This window comes from Rhizobium sp. BK112 (genome assembly GCF_014193215.1).
GTDB lineage: Bacteria > Pseudomonadota > Alphaproteobacteria > Rhizobiales > Rhizobiaceae > Rhizobium > Rhizobium anhuiense.
This window is the reverse complement of record NZ_JACHYZ010000008.1, coordinates 313,054-335,957: the sequence shown is the minus strand read 5'-3', so window position 1 is coordinate 335,957 and position 22,904 is coordinate 313,054. Positions and strand designations below refer to the sequence as shown.

Sequence of the window (22,904 nt, the reverse complement as noted above, 5' to 3'; positions counted from 1 at the left end):
ATGTGGTGCCCCCGCCAGGGTTCGAACCCGGGACCCCCTGATTACAAATCAGGTGCTCTACCAACTGAGCTACAAGGGCAATAATTGCCCAACTAGCAGATTCTATGATTCTGTAAAGGGAAATCCGTGCCTGCGCGAACAGGTCGGCTGCGGCTCAAAACGCTTCGCGGCAGAAAACGTCCTTGTCGTACAAGGCCTTTATCCTTTAGCTAGGACAGCATCATAAAGGGCATTGCATGGGCCGTTCATTTCAGACGCTATCCTTTCTCGCCTCACCAACGACGGAGGCGCTTGCCGCTCGCGAGGAGCTGATTCGCCTCTATGGTGACGTGCCGGCTGACGAAGCCGACGTCATCGTCGCGCTTGGCGGCGACGGTTTCATGCTGCAGACGCTGCACCACACCATGAACTCCGGCAAACTGGTTTACGGCATGAATCGCGGTTCGGTCGGATTCCTGATGAACGATTATCGCACCGAACAGCTTCAGGAACGCATCTGCCTCGCCGTCGAAAACGTCTTCCGGCCATTGCAGATGACGACGGCCAATGCCGACGGCACCAACTCGACGGCGCTGGCCATCAACGAGGTCTATCTTTTTCGCCAGTCCTATCAGGCGGCGAATCTGCGGGTCATGATAGATGGGCGCGTCCGCCTGGAGGAACTCATCTGCGACGGGCTGATGGTGGCGACACCGGCCGGATCGACGGCCTATAATCTTTCCGCCCATGGCCCGATCCTGCCGCTCGAAGCGCCGCTGCTCGCGATGACGCCGGTCAGCGCGTTCAGGCCGCGGCGCTGGAGGGGCGCGCTGCTTCCGAACAAAGTGACCGTCGATATCGACATTCTCGAGCCGGAGAAGCGGCCGGTGAACGCCGTGGCCGACAATACCGAGGTCAAGTCGGTGCTGCATATCCGAATCGCCCAGTCGGAGCATATGACGGCGCGCATCCTCTCCGATCCCGACCGCTCCTGGTCCGACCGTATTCTCGCCGAGCAGTTCAAGGATTGAGACGATGGCCATGCGAGGGATATTGACGACCACCATTTTCCTATTGGGATGGTCGGTCGCAGCCGCCCCGGCGCAGGATGCCATCCTGCCGGCATCGGTGATTTTCGCGACCAGCACCGGCTATTGGGAGGATGACGGCAACGCACCTGATGTCGAGCGGGCGCCGATGGGTGCCGAGAGCGTCGCCAACCCCGAGGGAAAGGCCACCCAGCGCCACGGCTACTACAAGCTCTTTGCCGTCCGCCAGGCCGACAGGACCTCGAAGGTCTACCTGCAGCAGATTGCCCAGACAGAGACCGGCCCGGCGATCGCCTCGACCATCGAACTGCAGGAAATCAGCGACCTGAAGCCTTACGTTACCGATATACGCCCGGAGAATTCGAACGGCATCATCAAGGAGCCGGGGCTGTTTGCCACGATCTATCTGAAGACCGATCCCGCCGCCGAGCCGGATAGCTGGACCGTGCTGATCGACGAATTCGGCGACATCACCGTGGAGAAGTCGACGAATTGAACGGCTGGGAATTGTTCAAAGAAGCATTCAAGCGATGAAACTCGGCTTTCGCGACGGTGTCCTCTACGACGAGAAAAGGCCGAACTGGGACGCAGCCGGCCCCAGGCCCATCAGCTGGTCGCTCTGGTACCCGGCTGCCGATGACGCCGGGGACAGCGATATAACGGAAAGAGGCTGGTTTCAGAAGGCGACTGTTGCCCGCGATGCGCCCATCCGACCGGCGACCGGGCCCTGCCCCCTCGTCCTGCTATCGCATGGCACCGGCGGATCCGCGGCCGGGCTGGAGTGGCTGGCGCGACGCCTGGTCGATCGTGGGTTTGCAGCGCTCGGCGTCAGCCATCACGGCAATACCGGCATCGAGCCTTATCGCGCCGAAGGCTTTGCCTGCCTTTGGGAGCGGGCGCCCGACCTCAGCTACATGCTCGACCATAGCGATGACTGGCTCGGCGATCTCTCGGGCCATATCGAAACGGCCCGCGTGTTTGCGGCCGGATTTTCGGCTGGAGCCTATAGCGTGATGCTGCTGCTTGGTGCTGTCGCCCAGTTCTCGCAGTTTGACCCGTCCCGGACGAAATCCGGTGGTTCGCGCGGACCAAGGGAATTTCCCGACCTGGCCGACCATATCCCGACATTGCTGCGCACCAGCGATGTGTTTCGCGATTCATGGTCGCGCGTGTCGCAGTCCTACCGTGACGAGAGAATCAAGGCCGCGCTCGTCTGCGCGCCGGGCCGGTCCGTTCTCTGTTTCAGCGAGGAAAGCCTGAAGGCCGTCGATGCGCCCACCCTTATCCTGGTCGGCGATGCCGACACGGCGGCACCGGCGGAGGAATGTTCGTCATGGCTGCATGCACGGCTGCGACGCAGTCGTCTTAGAATCTTCGGCGGCGGCCTTGGACATTATGTCTTCGTGCCGGAGGGCACGGCGCTCGGCCTCGCCTTTGCCGCAGAACTCTTTACCGATCCCCCGGGCATCGAACGCGCCGCCATTCATGACCAGATTGCCGATCTGTCGGCCGCGCTGTTTCACGACAGCGACGTCAGCGCCATGGTCTGAACAAAGAAAAGCCCCGTCTCCGGGGCTTTCGTGTCTCGATTCTGGTGTACCCTATCAGTCGACATCCTCGACAACCGCGTCGGCGGCGCCGCTGATGCGGTGGGCAAGGGCCGCTTCCATGAACTCGTTCAGATCGCCGTCGAGCACATCATCCGGGGCGCTGCTGGCGACGCCGGTGCGCAGGTCCTTGACCAACTGGTAGGGCTGCAGCACGTAGGAGCGGATCTGGTGGCCCCAGCCGATATCCGTCTTGGAGGCGGCTTCGGCGTTGGCGGCGTCCTCACGCTTCTTCAGTTCCGCTTCGTACATGCGGGCGCGCAGCATGTCCCAGGCCTTGGCGCGGTTCTTGTGCTGCGAACGCTCCTGCTGGCACTGCACGACGATGCCGGTCGGGATATGCGTGATGCGCACGGCCGAGTCTGTCGTGTTGACGTGCTGGCCGCCGGCGCCCGACGAACGATAGGTATCGATGCGGCAGTCGCTTTCGTTGATCTCGATCTGGATCGAGTCGTCGACAACCGGATAGACCCAGATCGACGAGAATGAGGTGTGGCGGCGCGCATTGCTGTCGTAAGGCGAGATGCGCACCAGCCGGTGCACGCCCGATTCCGTCTTCAGCCAGCCATAGGCATTGTGGCCCTTGACGAGCAGGGTCGCGGATTTGATGCCCGCTTCTTCGCCGTCATGGACTTCGAGAAGCTCGACCTTGAAACGCTGGCGTTCGGCCCAGCGGGTGTACATGCGCAACAGCATGTTGGCCCAGTCCTGGCTTTCGGTACCGCCGGCGCCGGAATGGACTTCGAGATAGGTGTCGTTGCTATCGGCTTCGCCGGAGAGCATCGCCTCCACCTGGCGGCGGGCGGCCTCGGCCTTCAAGGCCTTCAGCGTGTCCTCGGCTTCCTTGACGACGCCCTGGTCGCCCTCTTCCTCGCCAAGCTCGATCAGCTCGATATTGTCGTTCAGCTGCTGTTCGAGCTGCTTGACGCCGTTGATGCCGTCATCGAGCTGCTGGCGCTCGCGCATCAGCTTCTGCGCTTCCTGTGCATCGTTCCAGAGGTTCGGATCCTCTGCCTTGTTGTTCAACCAGTCCAGTCGTCTTATCGCCTGGTCCCAGTCAAAGATGCCTCCTCAGCAGGGTGATAGCCTGCTTGGTTTCATCGACTACGTTTTCGATTTCCGCTCGCATTTTCCGCTTCTCTGCTCGGTCTCTTCAAGTGCTGGTTTACGTCTTTGTTTCACGCAATTCCGGACGCAAAACCGCTGCGCACTTTTGCTGGAAATGCTCTAGAGACGCCCGCCGCGGATGTAAAGGGCCGCGGCAAGCGTTCCAAAATTCGGCGACGGTCAGAACAGGCCGGGCGTTCCGGTCTGGACGGCTTGGTTGGCCTGCGGCGAGGTCTTCAGGATCTCCTCCGGCGCCATGGTGCTGTCCATGCCGATGACGGAGAAGCTGTCGGCCGGGCCGGTGCCGGGCTTGAAAGCCTCGACAATGGTGTTCGGATCGCCGTCCGCGGCCGCCATGCCGGTCTTGCGGTCGATCGGGATCAGGTTCATGCCGGGCGGGATGACGAATTTGGATTCCGGCGTATCCTTGACGGCGGCCTGCATGAATTCGTTGAAGATCGGGGCGGAGAGACCGCCGCCGGTGCCGCCGCGGCCGAGCGGGGCCGGCGTATCGAAGCCCATATAGAGGCCGGCAACCAGATCCGGCGTGAAGCCGACGAACCAGGCATCCTTCTCGTCGTTGGTGGTGCCGGTCTTGCCGGCGACGTCGCGGCCGCCGAGGTCGATCTTGCCGGCGGCGGTGCCGCGCTGGATGACGCCCTGCATCATCGAGGTGATCTGGTAGGCGGTCATCGGGTCGAGAACGGTTTCGCGATTGTCGACGACATTCGGCTCTTCCTGGTTTTGCCAGTCACCGGCATTGCAGCCCTCGCACAGACGCTCCTCATGCTTGAAGATCGTCTTGCCATAGCGGTCCTGAATACGGTCGATCAATGTCGGCTTGATCTGCTTGCCGCCATTGGCGATGACCGAATAGGCCGAGACCATGCGCAGCACCGTCGTGTCGCCGGCGCCGAGCGACATGGAGAGAACCGGCAGCATGTGATCGTAGATGCCGAAGCGCTCTGCATATTCGGCGACGATGTTCATGCCGAGATCGTTGGCGAGGCGCACCGTCATCAGGTTGCGCGAATGCTCGATGCCCGAGCGCAGCGTCGAGGGCCCGCCGACTTCGCCGCCGTAGTTTTCCGGCTTCCAGACCTGGCCGCCCGACACGATCTCGATCGGCGCATCCATGATGACGGAGGCCGGCGTATAACCATTGTCCATCGCCGCCGCATAGACGAAGGGCTTGAACGAGGAGCCCGGCTGGCGCATCGCCTGGGTGGCGCGGTTGAATTCGGACTGCGAGTAGGAGAAGCCGCCGACCATGGCCAGCACGCGGCCGGTCTTCGGGTCCATGGCGACCAGGCCGCCCTGCACCTTCGGCGGCTGCTGCAGGCGGTAGGAGGTCGAGGCGTCGTCGCCGAGCTTTGCGACATAAACGACGTCGCCGGGGGCCAGGACGCCGACCGGCGACTTCGCGGTCTTGCGGGCGCCGTCGGCCGAACGGAAGGCCCACTGCATGTTCTTGGCCTCGATCGTGCCGCGTTGACGCTCAGCCGCGACCTTGCCGCTTCCATCCTTGGCCGGCTGCAGGCCGATGTCGACATTGCTGTCGGACACGGCGAGCACGACGGCAAGCCGCCATTCCGGCACGTCGGACAGTGCGGGGATATCGGCAAGCGCCTTGCCCCAGTCACCGCTCGCATCGATCTGCTTGAGGGGGCCGTGGAAACCTCGGCGCTCGTCATAGGTGACCAGACCGTCCTGCAGCGCCTTGCGGGCAGCGAGCTGCATCTGCGGATCGAGCGACGTGCGCACTGAAAGGCCACCCTCATAGAGAACCTTTTCGCCATATTGGTCGATCAGCTGGCGACGCACGGCTTCGGCGAAATAATCCGATGCAAAGAGCGACGGGCCGGTCGTGCGGGCGGTGACGCCGAGCGGCTGCTTCTTGGCTTCCTCACCGTCGCTCTGGCTGACATAGCCGTTCTCGACCATGCGGTCGATCACCCAGTTGCGGCGCTCGAGCGCAGCTTCCGGGTGGCGGAAAGGATGATAATTGGCGGGCCCCTTCGGCAGCGAGGCCAGGTAGGCTGCCTCGGCGACGGTCAGTTCGGTGACGGATTTGTTGAAATAGGTGAGTGCTGCGCCGGCGATGCCGTAGGAATTCAGGCCGAAGAAAATCTCGTTCAGGTAGAGTTCGAGGATCTTGTCCTTGCTGTAGGCCTGCTCGATGCGGAAGGAGAGGATCGCTTCCTTGATCTTGCGGTCGATCGTCTGGTCCGAGCTCAAAAGGAAGTTCTTGGCGACCTGCTGGGTAATGGTGGAGGCCCCGACCGGACGGCGGCCGGAGCCGAAATTCTGCAGGTTGACGAGGATTGCGCGGCCGAGACCGGTAAGATCGACGCCCGGGTGATTGTAGAAATTCTTATCTTCGGCCGACAGGAAAGCGGCCTTCACGCGGTCGGGAATGGCCTGGATCGGCAGGAAAAGACGCTTTTCCTTGGCGTATTCGGCCATCAGGGCGCCGTTGCCGGCATGAACGCGGGTGGTCACCGGCGGCGCGTAGCTGTTCAGAACGGCATAGTCCGGCAGATCCCTGGCGACATTGGTGATATAGATGGCAACACCCGCCGCCGCGACCAGAAACAGGACGCAGGCCATTCCGAAGAAATATCCAAAAAGTCTAACCATATTTCAGCTACCGGTCTTTTCGATCTTCAATCGGCGCAGACGCAACGATTGCATGGATCAAGGCAATTTGCACGTTGCGCGGCTTACTCCATGAGCGTTACCGCCACAAGCCGATTCCGCGCCTCAGGCCTACGAAACATAAGCCGGAGTAACGGCGCGAATGTGAGCAAAATAGGGCTCTGCCCGCCGCATTCACCGCTGCGGCAGCGTTTCATTAGAACTGTCACATCCAAGCAACGCCGTCGCCGCCGCCAATCTGAGGCATCTTGCTCAGAACTTGATTCATGTGCCGCGCTTTAAGTCTTTGTTTTTTATGCATGTCAGCATGCCGCAACCCGCTACAGATCTTTGCGCGGCATGGATTAGCCGCCATTCGCCATGACGGCGGCGCGGTATCGCTTCACTGCGTCGGTCAAGAGACCGGCGATCTTGTCGCGCCAGGTCTCGTCGAGCAGCAGTTTCTCATCATCGGCATTCGAGAGGAAGCCGAGCTCGAGAAGGATCGACGGCACGTCAGGGGCCTGCAACACGCGAAAGCCGGCGTGACGGTGCGGATTGTTGATGGTGCCGACCTGATCCTTGAAGGAATTCAGCACGCTCTCGGCCAGCGAGATCGAAAAGGCCTGGGTCTCGCGCCGGGTCAGATCGAGCAGGATGTCTGCGACCTCGGGCGGCTCGGCGACCGTCTCCTTGCCGGCGATCTGGTCGGAAAGGTTTTCACGTTCGGCAAGGTCGGCGGCGAGCTTGTCGGATGCCTTGTCGGAGATCGTGTAGACGGTCGCGCCGCGGATATCCTTCTGCTTCAGCGTGTCGGCATGCAGCGAAATGAACAGGCCGGCATGGTTCTGGCGGGCGATCAGCACGCGCTGCGAAAGCGACAGGAACTCGTCATCCTCGCGCGTCAGGAAGGCCTTGATGCCCGGTTCCTTGTTCAGCCGGTCGGTCAGCGCCTTGGCGAAGGCGAGCGTTACCTGCTTTTCCTCGGTCTTGGTGTCCACGCCGATCGCACCGGTATCGATGCCGCCATGGCCGGCGTCGACGGCGATGACGAAATCGCCGGGAGCGGCTTTCTCAGGCGCCGGAATGGCGCTGGTCGTCTGGTCCGCCTCAGTTTGATCATTCCAGGATTGGGTCTTCACCAGCTCGGCAAAGGCCTGCTTGTCGATCATCTCGGCATCGAGCACGAGGCGATGCCCCTTGCCTGCCTCGTCGGCCTGCACTTTGGCGAGCGCCAGCTTCACCGGCCTTGCCGTCGTCAGCACGATGCGGGCGCTTTCCTCATCCATCTTGCCGTAACGGATGTCCTTGAACAGGCCGCGCGCGGCAAGATCCTTCGCCGGAAAGCCGAAGGCGGTGGCCGGCAGGTCGACGACGATGCGTTCCGGATTGGCGATATAGTGGACGGAGAAGCGCGGTTCGCGATCGAAGTCGATGACGATGCGGGTCCTGGCGTCGTCGCCGACGATGCGCGCACCATAAGCAAGCAGCGGATCTCCGGCTTCGACGGAGCCGGCAACGGCCAGGAGGCTGGCGGCCAGAAGCGTTGCCGTCAGAACCCGCCTTGCGAATGTCGATCGCCGCGCTGCGGATTTCGCCGCGATCCGAGCCCTCTTATACAATAAACCGCCACACCCTATTTGAATTGCCATGAACCCGACGCGGCTGCAGCGAACGTCCCTGTGACGAAACACCCGTTAGCCTGCCGAATCGCGATCACTTTATCCCCAGCTTCTATGCGTTACGAAATCCATCAATATTATGGCACATTTGGCTTTTCCCTTGCTATTGTGACACAGAAAACATACAACGAATTTCAGGGTAAAGTGTTGACGGGATAGAGTCGCCGCAAAGGCTGCCAGCCAGATCAGGACCTGGCGCCACATCGGTCATCGTCCGCCGTCTCATGCGCTTCATCCCTAGAACTGGATCCTGATTTTCCGGCTTATTGTCGGAATTCATTGGTGGATCAGCCACCACGCTCTCAGGGAGCAAACTCATCGGACCCGAACGGGTCTTCGTATTTGTCGATCACGCTTGGTTGTTGATGGTTTCGCAGCAGGTTTTATCTGAAGTGTACAGGCCCCGGACCGAAATGGTTCCGGCTGCTGTCTGGCTGCTGCCCTCCCCCTCGCATCAGGCGCGACTTTCATTATCCGGCGCGGCTACAGTGGACCGCATTCTTTCTGTTTCAACAGCAGTCGGGAATGCGCTCTCGCGGCCACGCCGAGGAGCACAGCTTACATGGCAGACAAAATGCTTATCGATGCGTCTCACGAGGAAGAGACGCGCGTCGTTGTCGTTCGCGGGAACCGCATAGAAGAATTTGACTTCGAGTCCCAGCACAAGAAGCAGATCCGCGGCAACATCTATCTTGCAAAGGTAACGAGGGTCGAGCCCTCGCTGCAAGCCGCCTTCGTCGATTACGGCGGCAACCGGCACGGCTTCCTGGCCTTCGCCGAAATCCATCCCGACTATTACCAGATACCGCTTGCCGATCGTCAGGCACTGCTTCGTGCCGAAGCCGAGGAGCATCGCCGCGACGAAGATGTCGAGCATGTCGAAACCGCGCCGATGGTCGATCTTTCCAAGCAGGATCAGCCGGATGTCGGCATCGTTCCGGCAAAGGCGCCGGAAGCGGCTGCCGTAACGGAAGAGACGACAGCGGCAGAGGCCGCGGCATCGCCCGAGGCCGCAGACGAAGCGCCGGCCAAGAAGGCAAGGCCGCGCCGCAGCCGCAAGAAGGTGACCGAACCGGTCGCCGAAACGACCGCGACCGAGGACGCCGTTCCCACAGACGTCGAAGCCGAAGGCGCTTCGACCGTCGACAACGAGGATGACGGCTCGACCGGCGGCGCGATGGCCGCCATGGTGGAAACCGACGAGATTTCCGAGGACGTCGATACCAGCAAGCGTCGCCACGATGATGATGACGACGATGACGATCACGGCGAAGAGGAAGTCATCGAATCCGTCGGCGCCGAAGACGCGATGGAAGAAGTGCCGGACCGCGTGCAGCGCAAGCCGCGCAAGCAGTACCGCATCCAGGAAGTCATCAAGCGCCGCCAGATCCTGCTCGTGCAGGTCGCCAAGGAAGAGCGCGGCAACAAGGGTGCAGCCCTTACCACCTATCTCTCGCTCGCCGGCCGCTATTCCGTCTTGATGCCGAACACGGCGCGCGGCGGCGGCATTTCCCGCAAGATCACCAACCCTGCCGACCGCAAGCGCCTGAAGGAAATCGCGCGCATGCTCGAGGTACCGCAGGGCATGGGCGTCATTCTTCGCACCGCCGGCGCCAACCGCACCAAGGTCGAGGTCAAGCGCGACTTCGAATATCTGATGCGCCTGTGGGAGAACGTACGCACGCTGACGCTGGCGTCCACCGCTCCCTGCCTCGTCTATGAGGAAGGCTCGCTGATCAAGCGCTCGATCCGCGACCTCTACAACAAGGACATCAGCGAGATCATCGTTGCCGGCGAAGAAGGCTATCGTGAAGCGAAAGACTTCATGAAGATGCTGATGCCGAGCCACGCCAAGGTGGTTCAGCCCTATCGCGACATCCACCCGATCTTCTCGCGCTCGGGCATCGAAGCCCAGCTCGACCGCATGCTGCAGCCGCAGGTGACCCTGCGTTCCGGCGGCTACCTGATCATGAACCAGACGGAAGCGCTGGTTTCGATCGACGTCAACTCCGGCCGCTCGACGCGCGAACACTCAATCGAGGATACCGCGCTGCAGACGAACCTCGAAGCCGCGGAAGAAATCGCCCGCCAGCTTCGCCTGCGCGACCTTGCCGGCCTGATCGTCATCGACTTCATCGACATGGAAGAAAAGCGCAACAACCGCGCCGTCGAGAAGAAGCTGAAGGAATGCCTGAAGAACGACCGCGCCCGCATCCAGGTCGGCCGGATCTCGCATTTCGGCCTGCTCGAAATGTCGCGCCAGCGCATCCGCGCTTCGGTTCTCGAATCGACCACGCAGGTGTGCTCGCATTGCGGCGGCACCGGCCATGTGCGTTCGCAGTCCTCCGTCGCGCTGCATGTGCTGCGCGGCATCGAGGAATATCTGCTGAAGAACACCACGCACAACATCACCGTGCGCACCACGCCTGACATCGCGCTCTATTTGCTCAACCACAAGCGCCAGACGATCATCGATTACGAAAGCCGTTTCGGCGTCGCGATCGTCATCGACGCGGACGGTTCGGTCGGTGCGCAGCATTTCGCGATCGATCGCGGCGAAGCCGTGGAAAACCCGGTCAAGATCGAAACACTCTTCAACTTCGCAGCCATTCCCGAGGATGACGACGACGATATCGTCATCGAAGTGGATGAAGAGGAAGACGAAGAACTCGAGGAAAAGCCGGCCGCTGCCGAACGCCCCGCAGCAGCGCGCTCGGAAGGCGAAGGTGACAGTAACCGCAAGCGCAAGCGCCGCAGGCGCCGCCGCGGCCGCAACGGCAATGCCGAGCAGCCGGTATCGGCAGCAGGCGAAGCCGGTGACGAGGATGAGGATGGCGACGACGAGGGCGGCGAAGGTGATGAAAACACCGAAGCCACACCCGAGACGCGCGCTGAAAGCGAGGAATCGCAGCGCCGCAAGCGCCGCCGTCGCGGCAAGCGTGGCGGTCGCCGCAATCGCGCCGAGGATGGCTCCGAGCTGACGGCCGGCGAAGCCGGTGAAGACAATGGCGGCGACGAGGACGAAGGTGACGACGTTTCGAACGACGGCGCTCCTGGTGAAGCCGTAGCTGTCGAGGCGATTGCCGAGCAGGCTGACGAAGCTCAGCCCGCGATGGCAGCCGTCGAGAGCGCAGTGGTCATCACCGAAGATGTGAAGCCCGCCCGCAGCCGCGGCCGCCGCAAACCGGCGGCAGCGCCGGTCGAGGAACCGGTGGCGGAGACCGCACCTGTGGTCGAGGCAGAACCGGAGTTGGTGGAAGCCTCCGCCGATCTCGAAACATCAGTCCAGGAAGAGGCAAAGCCGGTTCGCGCCAACCGCGAATCCAATATCTCCTCCTCCGAGCCGACGGTGAAATCCACCACCCGCGTCGAGAATGGCGACGGCGATGACGGCAAGCCGAAGAAAGCCGGCTGGTGGCAGCGCCGTGGCTTCTTCTGAACGCTGATTTTCGGACGTAAACACTGAAATCCGGCCGCGGCGACGCGGCCGGATTTTCGTTTATGGCGATAGCGTGGGGAGTAGAAATGGGCGGCACTTTGCCACTGTGTACCGCAAGCGAGACGGCATAGAGCGCTTCACTATCGCTCGGCTCGACGCCGGCGAAGAGCGACCATCATCCCCGGTAGCGATCAGGCCGCCGGCGGATAGAGCAAGTCGACGATGTAGCTGGCGTCGAAACGGGAATCGAGCATGCCGTAAGTGGAGCGCCAGCCGCCGGCAAGGCGCGTCTCGATGAAGGCATCGGCAATGCGCCCGGCGCCCAGCCGATAGAGTTCGGCGGCACCGGCAGCCAGCGCCAGTTGCTCGACCAGCAGGCGCGCGGCGCCCTCGTCCTGTTCACACAGCGCGATTGCGGCGCGCAACACGTCGATCGTCTTCTTGCCGGCAGGGCCGAGATCGCGGGCAAGGCCGGCGAAGACGGTTTCGAACAGATCCTTGCCACGGTTGAGCACACGCAGCACGTCGAGCGCCATGACGTTGCCGGAGCCTTCCCAGATGGCGTTGACGGGCGCCTCGCGGTAATGGCGGGCGATCGGGCGATCTTCGATGTAGCCGTTGCCGCCGATGCATTCCATCGCCTCGTAGATCAGCGCCGGCGCGATCTTGCAGCACCAGTATTTGGCGACCGGCGTCATGACGCGGGCATAGGCCGCCTCCTCGGCATTGCCGCGCGCCTTGTCGAAGGCGTCGGCAAGACGGAAGGACAGCGCCGTCGCGGCGGCGACATCGAGCGCCATGTCGGCGAGCACGCGCGTCATGATCGGCTGGTTGACCAGCATCTTACCGAAGACGCTGCGGCCGCGGGTGTGATGCACGGCTTCGGCAAGCGAGGCGCGCATGATGCCCGATGAGGCCAGCGCACAGTCGAGCCTGGTCAGCGTCACCATATCGAGGATGGTGCGGATGCCGGCATCCGGACCGCCGAGCAGGAAACCGAATGTGTCTGTAAACTCGACCTCGGAAGAGGCGTTGGAGCGGTTGCCGACCTTGTCCTTCAACCGCTGGAACTGCAACCCGTTGGCGGAACCATCTTCCAGAAGGCGCGGCACGAGAAAGCAACCCATGCCCTCCTTCGTCTGCGCCAGCATGATGAAGGCATCGCTCATCGGCGCGGACATGAACCATTTGTGGCCGGACAGCCGGTAGATACCCTCGCTGACCTTTTCGGCAGCGCTCCTGTTGGCGCGCACATCCGTGCCGCCCTGCTTTTCCGTCATGCCCATGCCGATGGTCACGGCGGATTTCTGCATGGCGGGCTTGTTCGACGAATCATATTTGCGCGAGAGGATCTTTGGCGCCCAGTCCTTTTGGACAGCGGGCGAAGCCGACAGCGCCGCAACCGAGGCGCTGGTCATTGTCAGCGGGCAGAGATGGCCGGATTCCAGCTGTGACGTCAGATAAAACCGCGCGGCGCGAACCTTATGCGCCTCATCCTTGGCCTCGGTATCGGCCTGCGGGTCCCAGACGGAGGAATGCAGCCCGACCGACATGGAACGGCGCATCAGCGCGTGCCAGGCGGGATGGAACTCGACGACGTCGAGGCGCTCACCGCGCGGACCATGGGTGCGCAGCTGCGGCGCGCCCTGGTTGGCCATGCGCGCCAGTTCCTGCGCCTCCGGCGAGGTGACGTAGCGGCCCATATTTTCCAGGTCTTCGCGGATGCCGCGCGGCAGGGCCGCCGTCAGGTCGACGATCAGCGGATCGGATCGATAGGCGTTGATGCCGGACCACAGGCTCGGCTGGTTGAGTTCTGCGAGTTTGTCGTCAGTCCGGTTGGCGGAGGTCATAATTCGCTTCTAGTGTAAGAACCCGGCAAAGGGAAACCGGAAGTTATGATTCGGTTCATTCTGCTCTATCGGAATTCGGGCGAAAATGCATGGGGACATAAGCCTTTGCCCACAGCGCATGCTTGCCCCGGCGGGCAGCACTCTTTATAGACCCGCCAGAGACAGCAAGAGGCAGGGTCATGGTCTTTTTCCCCCACCGCCACCTCATCGGCATCAAGGGCCTCACCGAGCAGGATATCACCTATCTTCTCGACAAGGCGGATGAGGCCGTCAAGATCAGCCGCCAGAGAGAAAAGAAGACGTCGACGCTGCGCGGGCTGACGCAGATCAATCTCTTCTTCGAGGCATCGACCCGCACGCAGGCCTCCTTCGAGCTTGCCGGTAAGAGGCTCGGGGCCGACGTCATGAACATGTCGGTCGGCAATTCCTCGGTGAAGAAAGGCGAAACGCTGATCGACACGGCGATGACGCTGAATGCCATGCGCCCCGACGTGCTGGTGATCCGCCATTCGAGCGCCGGTGCCGCCGCTCTTCTCGCCCAGAAGGTCTCCTGCTCGGTCGTCAATGCCGGCGACGGGCAGCACGAACATCCGACCCAGGCGCTGCTCGACGCGCTGACGATCCGTCGCGCCAAGGGCAAGCTGTCGCGCATCATCGTGGCAATCTGCGGCGACGTGCTGCATTCGCGGGTGGCGCGCTCCAACATCCTATTGCTCAACGCGATGGGCGCCCGCGTCCGTGTCGTCGCACCTGCAACCCTCCTGCCCGCCGGCATCGCCGAGATGGGCGTCGAGGTCTTCCATTCGATGAAGGAAGGGCTGAAGGACGCCGACGTCGTGATGATGCTGCGGCTGCAGCGCGAGCGCATGTCCGGCGCCTTCGTGCCTTCGGTGCGCGAATATTATCACTTCTACGGGCTCGACGCCGAAACGCTGAAAGCCGCCAAGGAGGATGCGCTGGTCATGCATCCCGGCCCGATGAACCGCGGCGTCGAGATCGCTTCCGAGGTGGCGGACGGGCCGCAGAGTGTGATCGCCGAACAGGTGGAGATGGGGGTGGCGGTGCGCATGGCGGTCATGGAGACGCTGCTCGTCTCGCAGAACCAGGGTCCCCGCAGCGATGGAATGATGGCATGAGCAACCCGATCGTCCTCAAGAACGTCCGCATCGTCGATCCCTCGCGCAACCTCGACGAAGTCGGAACGATCATCGCCGAAAACGGCGTGATCATCGCCGCCGGCCATGCGGCGCAGAATCAGGGCGCGCCTGATGGCGCCGTCATCCGCGACTGCACGGGCCTTGTGGCGACGCCCGGCCTCGTCGATGCGCGCGTCCATATCGGCGAACCCGGCGGCGAGCATCGTGAGACGATCGCTTCGGCGAGCCGGGCGGCGGCCGCCGGGGGCGTCACCTCGATCATCATGATGCCGGACACCGATCCCGTCATCGACGACATCGCGCTCGTCGAATTCGTCAAGAAGACGGCGCGGGATACGGCCGCCGTCAATGTCTATCCGGCAGCCGCCATCACCAAGGGCCTTGCCGGCGAGGAAATGACCGAGATCGGCCTGTTGATGCAGGCCGGCGCCGTCGCCTTCACCGATGCCCATTCCAGCGTCCACGACACGCAGGTGCTGCGCCGGATCATGACCTATGCGCGCGAATTCGGCGCCGTCATTTCCTGCGAGACGCGTGACAAATATCTCGGCGCCAACGGCGTCATGCATGAGGGGCTTTTCGCCAGCTGGCTCGGGCTCTCCGGCATTCCCAGGGAAGCCGAACTCATTCCGCTTGAACGCGATCTCAGGATCGCTGCGCTGACGCGTGGACGTTATCATGCCGCGATGATCTCGGTGCCGGAATCGGTCGAGGCGATTGAACGCGCCCGCAGCCGCGGCGCCAAGGTGACCTCAGGCATCTCGATCAACAATCTGGCGCTCAACGAAAACGACATCGGCGAATACCGCACCTTCTTCAAGCTCTATCCGCCGCTGCGACCGGAAGACGACCGGGTGGCGATGGTCGAGGCCCTTGCCAGCGGCGCGATCGACATCATCGTCTCCTCGCATGACCCGCAGGACGTCGATACGAAGCGCCTGCCCTTCGCCGAGGCGGAGGACGGCGCGATCGGGCTCGAAACCATGCTGGCGGCGGCGCTGAGGCTTTACCATGGCGGCCAGGTGAGCCTGATGCGCCTGATCGACGCCATGTCGACCCGCCCCGCCGAGATTTTCGGCCTCGCCGCCGGCACGCTGAAGCCGGGTGCGGCGGCCGATATCGCGCTGATCGATCTCGATGAGCCTTGGCTTGTCGCCAAAGACATGCTTCTCTCCCGTTCGAAGAATACGCCGTTCGAGGATGCGCGCTTCAGCGGACGGGCGGTCGCGACATACGTCTCGGGAAAGCTTGTCCACGCAATTTAGGAGACGGCTGGACCGAGGATAGGCCACGGAGGGCCGAGGGGGCATATGTTATCCAATCTCTTGTCATGGCAGATCACCCTGCCGATCGCGCTTGCCGCAGCCATCATCGGATATCTCTTCGGCTCCATTCCTTTCGGCCTGATCCTGACGCGTGCGGCCGGCCTCGGCGACGTGCGCAGCATCGGCTCCGGCAATATCGGCGCGACCAATGTGCTCAGAACAGGAAACCGCAAGCTCGCTGCGGCGACGCTGCTGCTCGATGCGCTGAAGGCATCGGCGGCGGCCTGGGTCGTCGGTTATTTCCTCGGTGAGGAGGCGGCGATCATCGCCGGCTTCTTCGCCTTCATTGGTCATCTCTTCCCGGTCTGGATCGGCTTCAAGGGCGGCAAGGGTGTCGCCACCTATATCGGCACCCTGCTCGGCGTCGCGCCGATCATGGTCGTGCTCTTCGCCGCCGTCTGGCTGGCCGTCGCCTTCACCACCCGCTACTCCTCGCTGTCGGCACTGGTCGCCATGCTTGTCATCCCGGTGGCGCTGTGGATCCTGGGCAACGAAAAGGTTGCGGCAGTGATGGCGATCATGACCCTGATTTCCTACTGGAAGCACAAGGCGAATATCTCGCGGCTGATGGGCGGGACGGAAAGCAAGATCGGGGCAAAGGGATAATGGATGCGCTGAGCGCGGGACCAAAAGGCGTCGTGCTGACCGAACGGCAGAGAATTGCCTGGCTGCGCCTCATCCGTTCCGACAATATCGGCCCCGCCACCTTTCGCGACCTCATCAATCATTTCGGTTCGGCCGAGGCAGCGCTTGCCGCATTGCCGGAGCTTTCGGCGCGCGGCGGCGCCACGCGGGCAATCCGCATCGCCAGCGAGGCCGAAGCACATCGGGAACTGGAGGCAGCGCATCGTTTCGGCGCCCGCTTCGTGGGCATCGGTGAGCCGGACTATCCGCAGGCACTGAAACAGATCGACGGCGCACCGCCGCTTCTCGCCGTCAAAGGCGCGCTTGCCGCCGCCAAACGACCGGCCGTCGGCATTGTCGGCTCACGCAACGCCTCGGTCGCAGGCGCGAAATTCGCGGCGATGGTGGCGCGCGACTGCGGCAGGGCGGGTTATACCGTGGTCTCGGGGCTGGCGCGCGGCATCGACACATCAGCCCACCGTGCGAGCCTCGAGACAGGCACCATCGCCGCCCTTGCGGGGGGTCTCGACCAGCCCTACCCGCCGGAGAATATCGGCTTGCTCGAAGAGATCACCGGCGGCAACGGCCTGGCGGTCAGCGAGATGCCCTTCGGCTGGGAGCCCCGCGCCCGCGACTTTCCGCGCCGGAACCGGCTGATCGCCGGCATTGCGCTCGGCCTCGTCGTCATCGAAGCAGCGACACGTTCGGGCTCGCTGATCACGGCGCGGCTTGCCGGCGAGTTCGGTCGCCTGGTGTTTGCCGTGCCCGGCTCCCCCCTCGATCCGCGCTGCCATGGCACCAACGGCCTGCTGAAGGACGGTGCATCGATCGTCACCGCCCCCGTCGATGTCGTCGAGGCTTTGGCGCCGCTTGCGCAATTCGACCTGTTCCCGTCATCGATGGCAGAGGAACCGGCGCGTGAGGGCAAGGCAATTTCGGTGCCACCCGGCGATCCCGACCGAACCCGCGTCATCGATGCGCTCGGGCCGACGCCGGTCGAGATCGACGACGTCATCCGCCATACCGGTCTGTCGGCATCCGCGGTCTATCTCATCCTTCTGGAACTCGATATATCGGGCAGGCTGCAGCGGCATCAGGGCGGGTTCGTCTCGCTTTCCGATTGAACTTTGCACGATATCGCAGAATTGCCGCCCCCTGTGTCGAAAACCTTCGACAACCTATCTAAGATTGCATTTCCCCGATAAACTCCCTTCGGCTGCACCGGATGCAAGAACTAAAATTGTAGCAAACCCCTTGACCGCGGCGATTTCCCTGTCCATGTCGGAGGGCCGGGATCCATCTTTCGGTGTGTGTCGCGCTGGCTTCAACGCTGGCGTCGTTTCCTTTTTAGAGAATCATCATGAATGTTGTAGTGGTGGAATCGCCTGCCAAGGCCAAGACGATCAACAAGTATCTGGGTCCGGGATACAAAGTGCTCGCCTCCTTCGGCCATGTGCGCGATCTGCCTGCCAAGGACGGCTCAGTTCTTCCTGATCAGGATTTCGAAATGCTTTGGGAGGTCGATAGCGCCTCCGCAAAGCGGATGAAGGATATTGCCGATGCGGTGAAATCCTCCGACGGCCTTTTTCTCGCGACCGACCCGGATCGCGAAGGCGAAGCGATTTCCTGGCACGTTCTCGATATGCTGAACAAGAAGCGCGTGCTGAACGGCAAGCCGGTCAAACGCGTCGTCTTCAACGCCATCACCAAGAAGGCGGTGCTCGACGCGATGGCCGATCCGCGCGACATCGACGTGCCGCTCGTCGACGCCTATCTGGCGCGGCGCGCGCTCGACTATCTGGTCGGCTTCAATCTTTCGCCGGTGCTCTGGCGCAAGCTGCCCGGCGCCCGGTCGGCCGGCCGCGTCCAGTCGGTGGCGCTTCGCCTGGTCTGCGACCGTGAATCCGAGATCGAACGCTTCATTTCGGAAGAATACTGGAACATCTCAGCCCTTCTGAAGACACCGCGCGGTGACGAGTTCGAGGCCAGGCTGGTTTCAGCGAACGGCAAACGGCTGCAACCGCGCGCGATCGGCAACGGCGAGGATGCCGGCAAGCTCAAGGCATTGCTCGAAGGCGCAAGCTATATCGTCGACTCGGTCGAAGCGAAACCGGTCAAGCGCAATCCCGGACCGCCGTTTACGACCTCGACCCTGCAGCAGGCCGCCTCCTCCAATCTCGGCTTTTCCGCCTCGCGCACCATGCAGATCGCCCAGAAGCTCTATGAAGGCGTCGATATCGGCGGCGAGACGGTCGGTCTCATCACCTATATGCGTACCGACGGCGTGCAGATGGCGCCCGAGGCGATCGATGCGGCGCGCCGTGCCATCGTCGACCAGTTCGGCGAGCGCTATATGCCCGAGAAGGCGCGCTTCTACTCCACCAAGGCCAAGAACGCCCAGGAGGCGCACGAGGCGATCCGTCCGACCGATTTCTACCGCTCGCCCGACCGCGTGCGCAAATTCCTCGATGCCGATCAGATCCGCCTCTACGACCTGATCTGGAAGCGCGGCATCGCCAGCCAGATGGCGTCGGCCGAAATCGAGCGCACGACGGCTGAAATCACCGCCGACAACAAGGGCGAGAAGGCCGGGCTGCGCGCCGTCGGTTCGGTCATCCGCTTCGACGGTTTCATCGCCGCCTATACCGACCAGAAGGAGGATGGCGAGCAGAGTGACGACGGCGACGAGGATGGCCGCCTGCCGGAGATCAATGCACGCGAGACGCTCGCCAAGCAGAAGATCAACTCGACGCAGCATTTCACCGAGCCGCCGCCGCGCTATTCGGAAGCCTCGCTGATCAAGAAGATGGAAGAACTCGGCATCGGCCGCCCCTCCACCTATGCCGCGACGCTGGCAACCTTGCGCGACCGCGACTATGTGACGATCGACAAGCGCAAGCTGATCCCGCAGGCCAAGGGCCGGCTGGTGACCGCTTTCCTCGAAAGCTTCTTCACCAAATATGTCGAATACGACTTCACCGCCGATCTCGAAGAGAAGCTCGACCGGATTTCCGCCGGCGAGCTGAACTGGAAGCAGGTGCTGCGCGACTTCTGGAAGGATTTCTTCGCCCAGATCGAGGACACCAAGGAACTGCGCGTCACCAACGTGCTCGATTCGCTGAACGAGGCGCTGGCGCCGCTCGTCTTCCCGAAGCGGGAGGATGGCAGCGATCCCCGGATCTGCCAGGTCTGCGGCACCGGCAACCTGTCGCTGAAGCTCGGCAAATACGGCGCCTTCGTCGGCTGCTCGAATTATCCGGATTGCAACTACACCCGCCAGCTCTCCTCCGAAAACGGCGGAGAGGCGGACGGTGCTGCCCTTAACGAGCCGAAGAACCTCGGCACCGATCCGACGACCGGCGAGGAGCTGACGCTGCGGTCCGGCCGCTTCGGCCCCTACATACAGCGCGGCGACGGCAAGGAAGCCAAACGCGCCTCGCTGCCGAAGGGATGGAAGCCCGAGGATATCGACTATGAAAAGGCGATGGCGTTGATCTCGCTGCCGCGCGATATCGGCAAACACCCCGAAACGGGCAAGATGATCTCATCCGGCATCGGTCGCTACGGGCCGTTCCTGCTGCATGACGGTTCCTATGCCAATCTGGAAACCGTCGAGGACGTGTTCTCGGTCGGCCTCAACCGCGCCGTGACTGTTATCGCCGAAAAGGCGAACCAGGCGCCGGGCCGGGGTTCGCGCGGGACACCGGCGGCGCTGAAGACGCTCGGCGATCATCCTGATGGCGGCCCCATCACCGTTCGCGACGGCAAGTACGGACCTTACGTCAATTGGGGCAAGGTCAATGCGACATTGCCGAAGGGCAAGGACCCGCAGGCGATCACCGTCGAGGAAGCGCTCGCGCTGATCACCGAAAAGGCCGGCAAGGCGCCTGCAGGCAAGACGGCAAAGGCGAAGGCCAAGCCGAAGGCGGCGGCCGCCGAAGCCAAGACCACCAAGACGGCGGCCAAGCCGAAGGCAACGAAGGCGAAAGCGCCGGCGAAATCGAAAAAGGGCTGACGTGAGCAGGATACCGCGCGAGAGAACGAACCCCGCGGGCAAGCGCCCGGGCAAGATCGGCCGCTCGGGCAAGGATGCTCCCGCCGTCGAGCCGCTGAACATCGTCCACGGCGCCCTGCCCTCACGCGAGGTGATCCTGCGCTTCATCGCCGATCATCCGCAGAAAGCCTCCAAACGCGAACTCGCCAAGGCTTTCGGCCTGAAGGGCGACAGCCGCGTCGAGCTCAAGCACATGCTGCAGGAACTCGAGCAGGAAGGCATGCTGCAGAAGAACCGCAAGTCGCTGATCCGTCCCGGCGCGCTGCCGCCCGTCACCGTTCTCGATATCACCACACGCGACAAGGATGGCGATCTGATCGGCCGGCCGGCGGAATGGCCGGAGGACCAGGGCGTCGCACCCGCCGTCGCCATCCGCCAGCAATCGCCCGCAGGCCGCCAGGGCAAGGGCAAGGCGCCCGTCGCCGGCCTCGGCGACCGCATCCTGGCAAAGATCTTCCCGGCCGTCGATCGCGGCGGGCCGGCCTATACGGCGCGGATCATCAAGGTGATCGACAGGCGCCGCGGCGCCTCGATGGGCGTCTTCCGCGCAGCACCCGGCGGCGGTGGCCGGCTGCTGCCGATCGAACGGCGCGGCGAGGAAATGGTGATCGATCCCGACTTCACCGGCGGCGCCGCGGACGGCGACCTGGTCGAAGTGGAAGTCGCCCGTCTCGGCCGCTTCGGCCTGCCGCGCGCCAAGGTGCTTTCCGTCGTCGGTTCCGTCGGTTCGGAAAAGGCAATCTCGATGATCGCCATCCATGCACACGGCATCCCGCATGTCTTCCCGCCTGCGGTCATCGCCGAGGCGGATGACGCCAAGCCTGCCAACATGTCGCATCGCGAGGATTGGCGCGACGTGCCGCTGATCACCATCGATCCGGCCGACGCCAAGGACCATGACGATGCGGTCTATGCCGAGCTCGACCCCTCGCCCGACAATCCCGGCGGCGTCCTCGTCACCGTCGCGATTGCCGACGTTTCCTGGTATGTCCGCCCCAATTCGCCGCTCGACCGCGAGGCGCTGAAGCGCGGCAACTCGGTCTATTTCCCGGATCGCGTCGTGCCGATGCTGCCGGAGCGCATCTCCAACGATCTCTGCTCGCTGAAGCAAGGCGTCGACCGCCCGGCGCTCGCCGTGCGCATGAGCTTTTCCGCGGAAGGCCGCAAGATCGGCCACACCTTCCATCGCATCATGATGAAGAGCGCCGCAAAGCTCTCCTACCAGCAGGCGCAGGCGGCGATCGACGGCAAGCCGGACGATCAGACCGGACCGATGCTCGAGCCGATCCTGAAGCCGCTCTGGCACGCCTATGAGGTGATGAAGCGCGGACGCGACCGGCGCCAGCCGCTGGAACTCGACATGCCGGAGCGCAAGATCCTGCTGAAGCCCGACGGCACGGTCGACCGGGTCTTCGTGCCGCCGCGGCTCGATGCGCATAAGCTGATCGAAGAAATGATGATCCAGGCGAATGTCTGTGCCGCCGAGACCCTGGAAAAGAAACGCCAGCCGCTGATCTATCGCATCCATGACGGCCCGACGCTCGCCAAGCAGGAAATCCTGCGCGAGTTCCTGGCGACACTCGGCATCTCGCTGGCCAAGGGCGGGAATATGCGCGCCAACAGCTTCAACGGCATTCTGGCGAAGGCGGACGGTACGCCGCACCAGACCATGGTCAACGAGATGGTGCTGCGTTCGCAGAGCCAGGCGATCTACGGTCCCGAGAATATCGGTCATTTCGGCCTCAACCTGATGAAATACGCCCACTTCACCTCGCCGATCCGCCGCTACGCCGATCTCATCGTGCATCGCGCCCTCGTCGGTTCGCTGGGCTTCGGCGAAGGCGGCATTACGCCCGACGAAGAGGCGGCACTCGACGATATCGCCGCCGAAATCTCGACCTTCGAGCGCCGCGCCATGGCCGCCGAGCGCGAGACGGTCGACCGGCTGATCGCCCATCATCTGAGCGGCCGCGTCGGCGAGGAATTTGCCGGGCGGGTCTCCGGCGTGACGAAATCGGGGCTTTTTGTCGCCTTGCCGGACTATGGCGCCGACGGCTTCGTCCCTATATCTACGCTCGGCACCGATTATTTCATCTATGACGAGGCGCATCAGGCGCTGTCGGGGGAGCGAACGGGGCTCGGCTATCGCCTGGGCGACAGCGTCACCGTGAAGCTTGCCGAAGCGATCCCGCTTGCCGGCGCGCTGCGTTTCGAGATGATCAGCGAGGGCCGCGAGATGCCGACGGCGGTGCGCTCCTTCCACAAAGCGGGCCGCCGCGACAGGGGCCAGGTCCGCAAGAAACCCGGAACGAGGCCGCCGCGCGGACGGCACTAGCCCACCGGCTCGAAAATCGGAATCGATTTTCGAAAAGCGTGATGCAAGGATTGAAAGAG

14 protein-coding genes and 1 tRNA gene are annotated in these 22,904 nt (G+C 63.0%); 10 read left to right on the top strand and 5 right to left on the bottom strand.

All coding sequences use genetic code 11. The features are described from left to right. Positions 1–3: 3 nt before the first annotated feature. A tRNA-Thr gene (locus tag FHT75_RS22800) sits at positions 4–79 on the bottom strand. Between the two features lie 157 nt (positions 80–236). Here FHT75_RS22800 and FHT75_RS22795 point away from each other — a divergent pair. Genes FHT75_RS22795 through FHT75_RS22785 form a run of 3 tightly spaced genes read left to right on the top strand, consistent with a single transcriptional unit; the run spans position 237 to position 2,578 of the window. Continuing rightward, a complete protein-coding gene (locus tag FHT75_RS22795; RefSeq protein WP_047616590.1) occupies positions 237–1,010 on the top strand; it encodes an NAD kinase in 774 nt (257 codons plus the stop codon). Between the two features lie 4 nt (positions 1,011–1,014). Continuing rightward, positions 1,015–1,524, top strand: coding sequence for a hypothetical protein (locus tag FHT75_RS22790; RefSeq protein ID WP_063474327.1), 510 nt, complete (start codon positions 1,015–1,017; stop codon positions 1,522–1,524). Positions 1,525–1,558: 34 nt separating this feature from the next. After that, complete coding sequence (locus FHT75_RS22785) at positions 1,559–2,578, top strand: alpha/beta hydrolase family protein (protein ID WP_063474326.1); 1,020 nt, start codon at positions 1,559–1,561, stop codon at positions 2,576–2,578. Positions 2,579–2,632: 54 nt separating this feature from the next. Here the strand turns inward: FHT75_RS22785 and prfB are convergent. The 3 genes from prfB to FHT75_RS22770 all read right to left on the bottom strand — a co-directional run bounded on the left by prfB (position 2,633) and on the right by FHT75_RS22770 (position 8,001). Next, a protein-coding gene (prfB, locus tag FHT75_RS22780; RefSeq protein WP_164735935.1) for a peptide chain release factor 2 occupies positions 2,633–3,764 on the bottom strand; the annotation gives its coding sequence in 2 pieces (ribosomal slippage) (positions 2,633–3,694 and positions 3,696–3,764; 1,131 coding nt in all). Positions 3,765–3,922: 158 nt separating this feature from the next. Next, positions 3,923–6,382 (bottom strand): penicillin-binding protein 1A, encoded by a 2,460-nt coding sequence (locus tag FHT75_RS22775; RefSeq protein WP_132574752.1) that lies wholly within the window; start codon positions 6,380–6,382, stop codon positions 3,923–3,925. Positions 6,383–6,744: 362 nt separating this feature from the next. Further along, a complete protein-coding gene (locus tag FHT75_RS22770) occupies positions 6,745–8,001 on the bottom strand; it encodes an N-acetylmuramoyl-L-alanine amidase (protein ID WP_097595136.1) in 1,257 nt (418 codons plus the stop codon). A 622-nt stretch (positions 8,002–8,623) separates the two neighbouring features. Between FHT75_RS22770 and FHT75_RS22765 the strand changes: the two genes are divergently transcribed. After that, complete coding sequence (locus tag FHT75_RS22765; protein WP_132574750.1) at positions 8,624–11,500, top strand: ribonuclease E/G; 2,877 nt, start codon at positions 8,624–8,626, stop codon at positions 11,498–11,500. Between the two features lie 191 nt (positions 11,501–11,691). On the opposite strand, the gene FHT75_RS22760 is transcribed toward FHT75_RS22765, so the two are convergent. After that, the gene (locus tag FHT75_RS22760; protein ID WP_048338643.1) at positions 11,692–13,350 is read right to left on the bottom strand and encodes an acyl-CoA dehydrogenase family protein; all 1,659 of its coding nucleotides are present in this window, start codon (positions 13,348–13,350) and stop codon (positions 11,692–11,694) included. A 179-nt stretch (positions 13,351–13,529) separates the two neighbouring features. Here FHT75_RS22760 and FHT75_RS22755 point away from each other — a divergent pair, with 179 nt between their 5' ends. The 6 genes from FHT75_RS22755 (at position 13,530) to rnr (ending at position 22,845) form a co-directional block, all read left to right on the top strand. Continuing rightward, a complete protein-coding gene (locus tag FHT75_RS22755) occupies positions 13,530–14,486 on the top strand; it encodes an aspartate carbamoyltransferase catalytic subunit (RefSeq protein ID WP_007626148.1) in 957 nt (318 codons plus the stop codon). Next, positions 14,483–15,772: a dihydroorotase gene (locus FHT75_RS22750; RefSeq protein WP_132574748.1), complete on the top strand. Its 1,290-nt coding sequence runs from the start codon at positions 14,483–14,485 to the stop codon at positions 15,770–15,772. The genes FHT75_RS22755 and FHT75_RS22750 overlap by 4 nt, the downstream gene beginning before the upstream one ends. Positions 15,773–15,817: 45 nt before the next feature. After that, positions 15,818–16,438, top strand: a complete 621-nt coding sequence (plsY, locus tag FHT75_RS22745) for a glycerol-3-phosphate 1-O-acyltransferase PlsY (protein WP_132574746.1) — start codon at positions 15,818–15,820, stop codon at positions 16,436–16,438. Further along, positions 16,438–17,580: a DNA-processing protein DprA gene (dprA, locus tag FHT75_RS22740; protein WP_097543039.1), complete on the top strand. Its 1,143-nt coding sequence runs from the start codon at positions 16,438–16,440 to the stop codon at positions 17,578–17,580. The genes plsY and dprA overlap by 1 nt, the downstream gene beginning before the upstream one ends. 236 nt (positions 17,581–17,816) lie before the next feature. After that, positions 17,817–20,471 (top strand): type I DNA topoisomerase, encoded by a 2,655-nt coding sequence (gene topA, locus FHT75_RS22735; protein ID WP_047616568.1) that lies wholly within the window; start codon positions 17,817–17,819, stop codon positions 20,469–20,471. A 1-nt stretch (position 20,472) separates the two neighbouring features. Then, positions 20,473–22,845: a ribonuclease R gene (gene rnr, locus FHT75_RS22730; RefSeq protein WP_063474319.1), complete on the top strand. Its 2,373-nt coding sequence runs from the start codon at positions 20,473–20,475 to the stop codon at positions 22,843–22,845. Positions 22,846–22,904 lie beyond the last annotated feature (59 nt).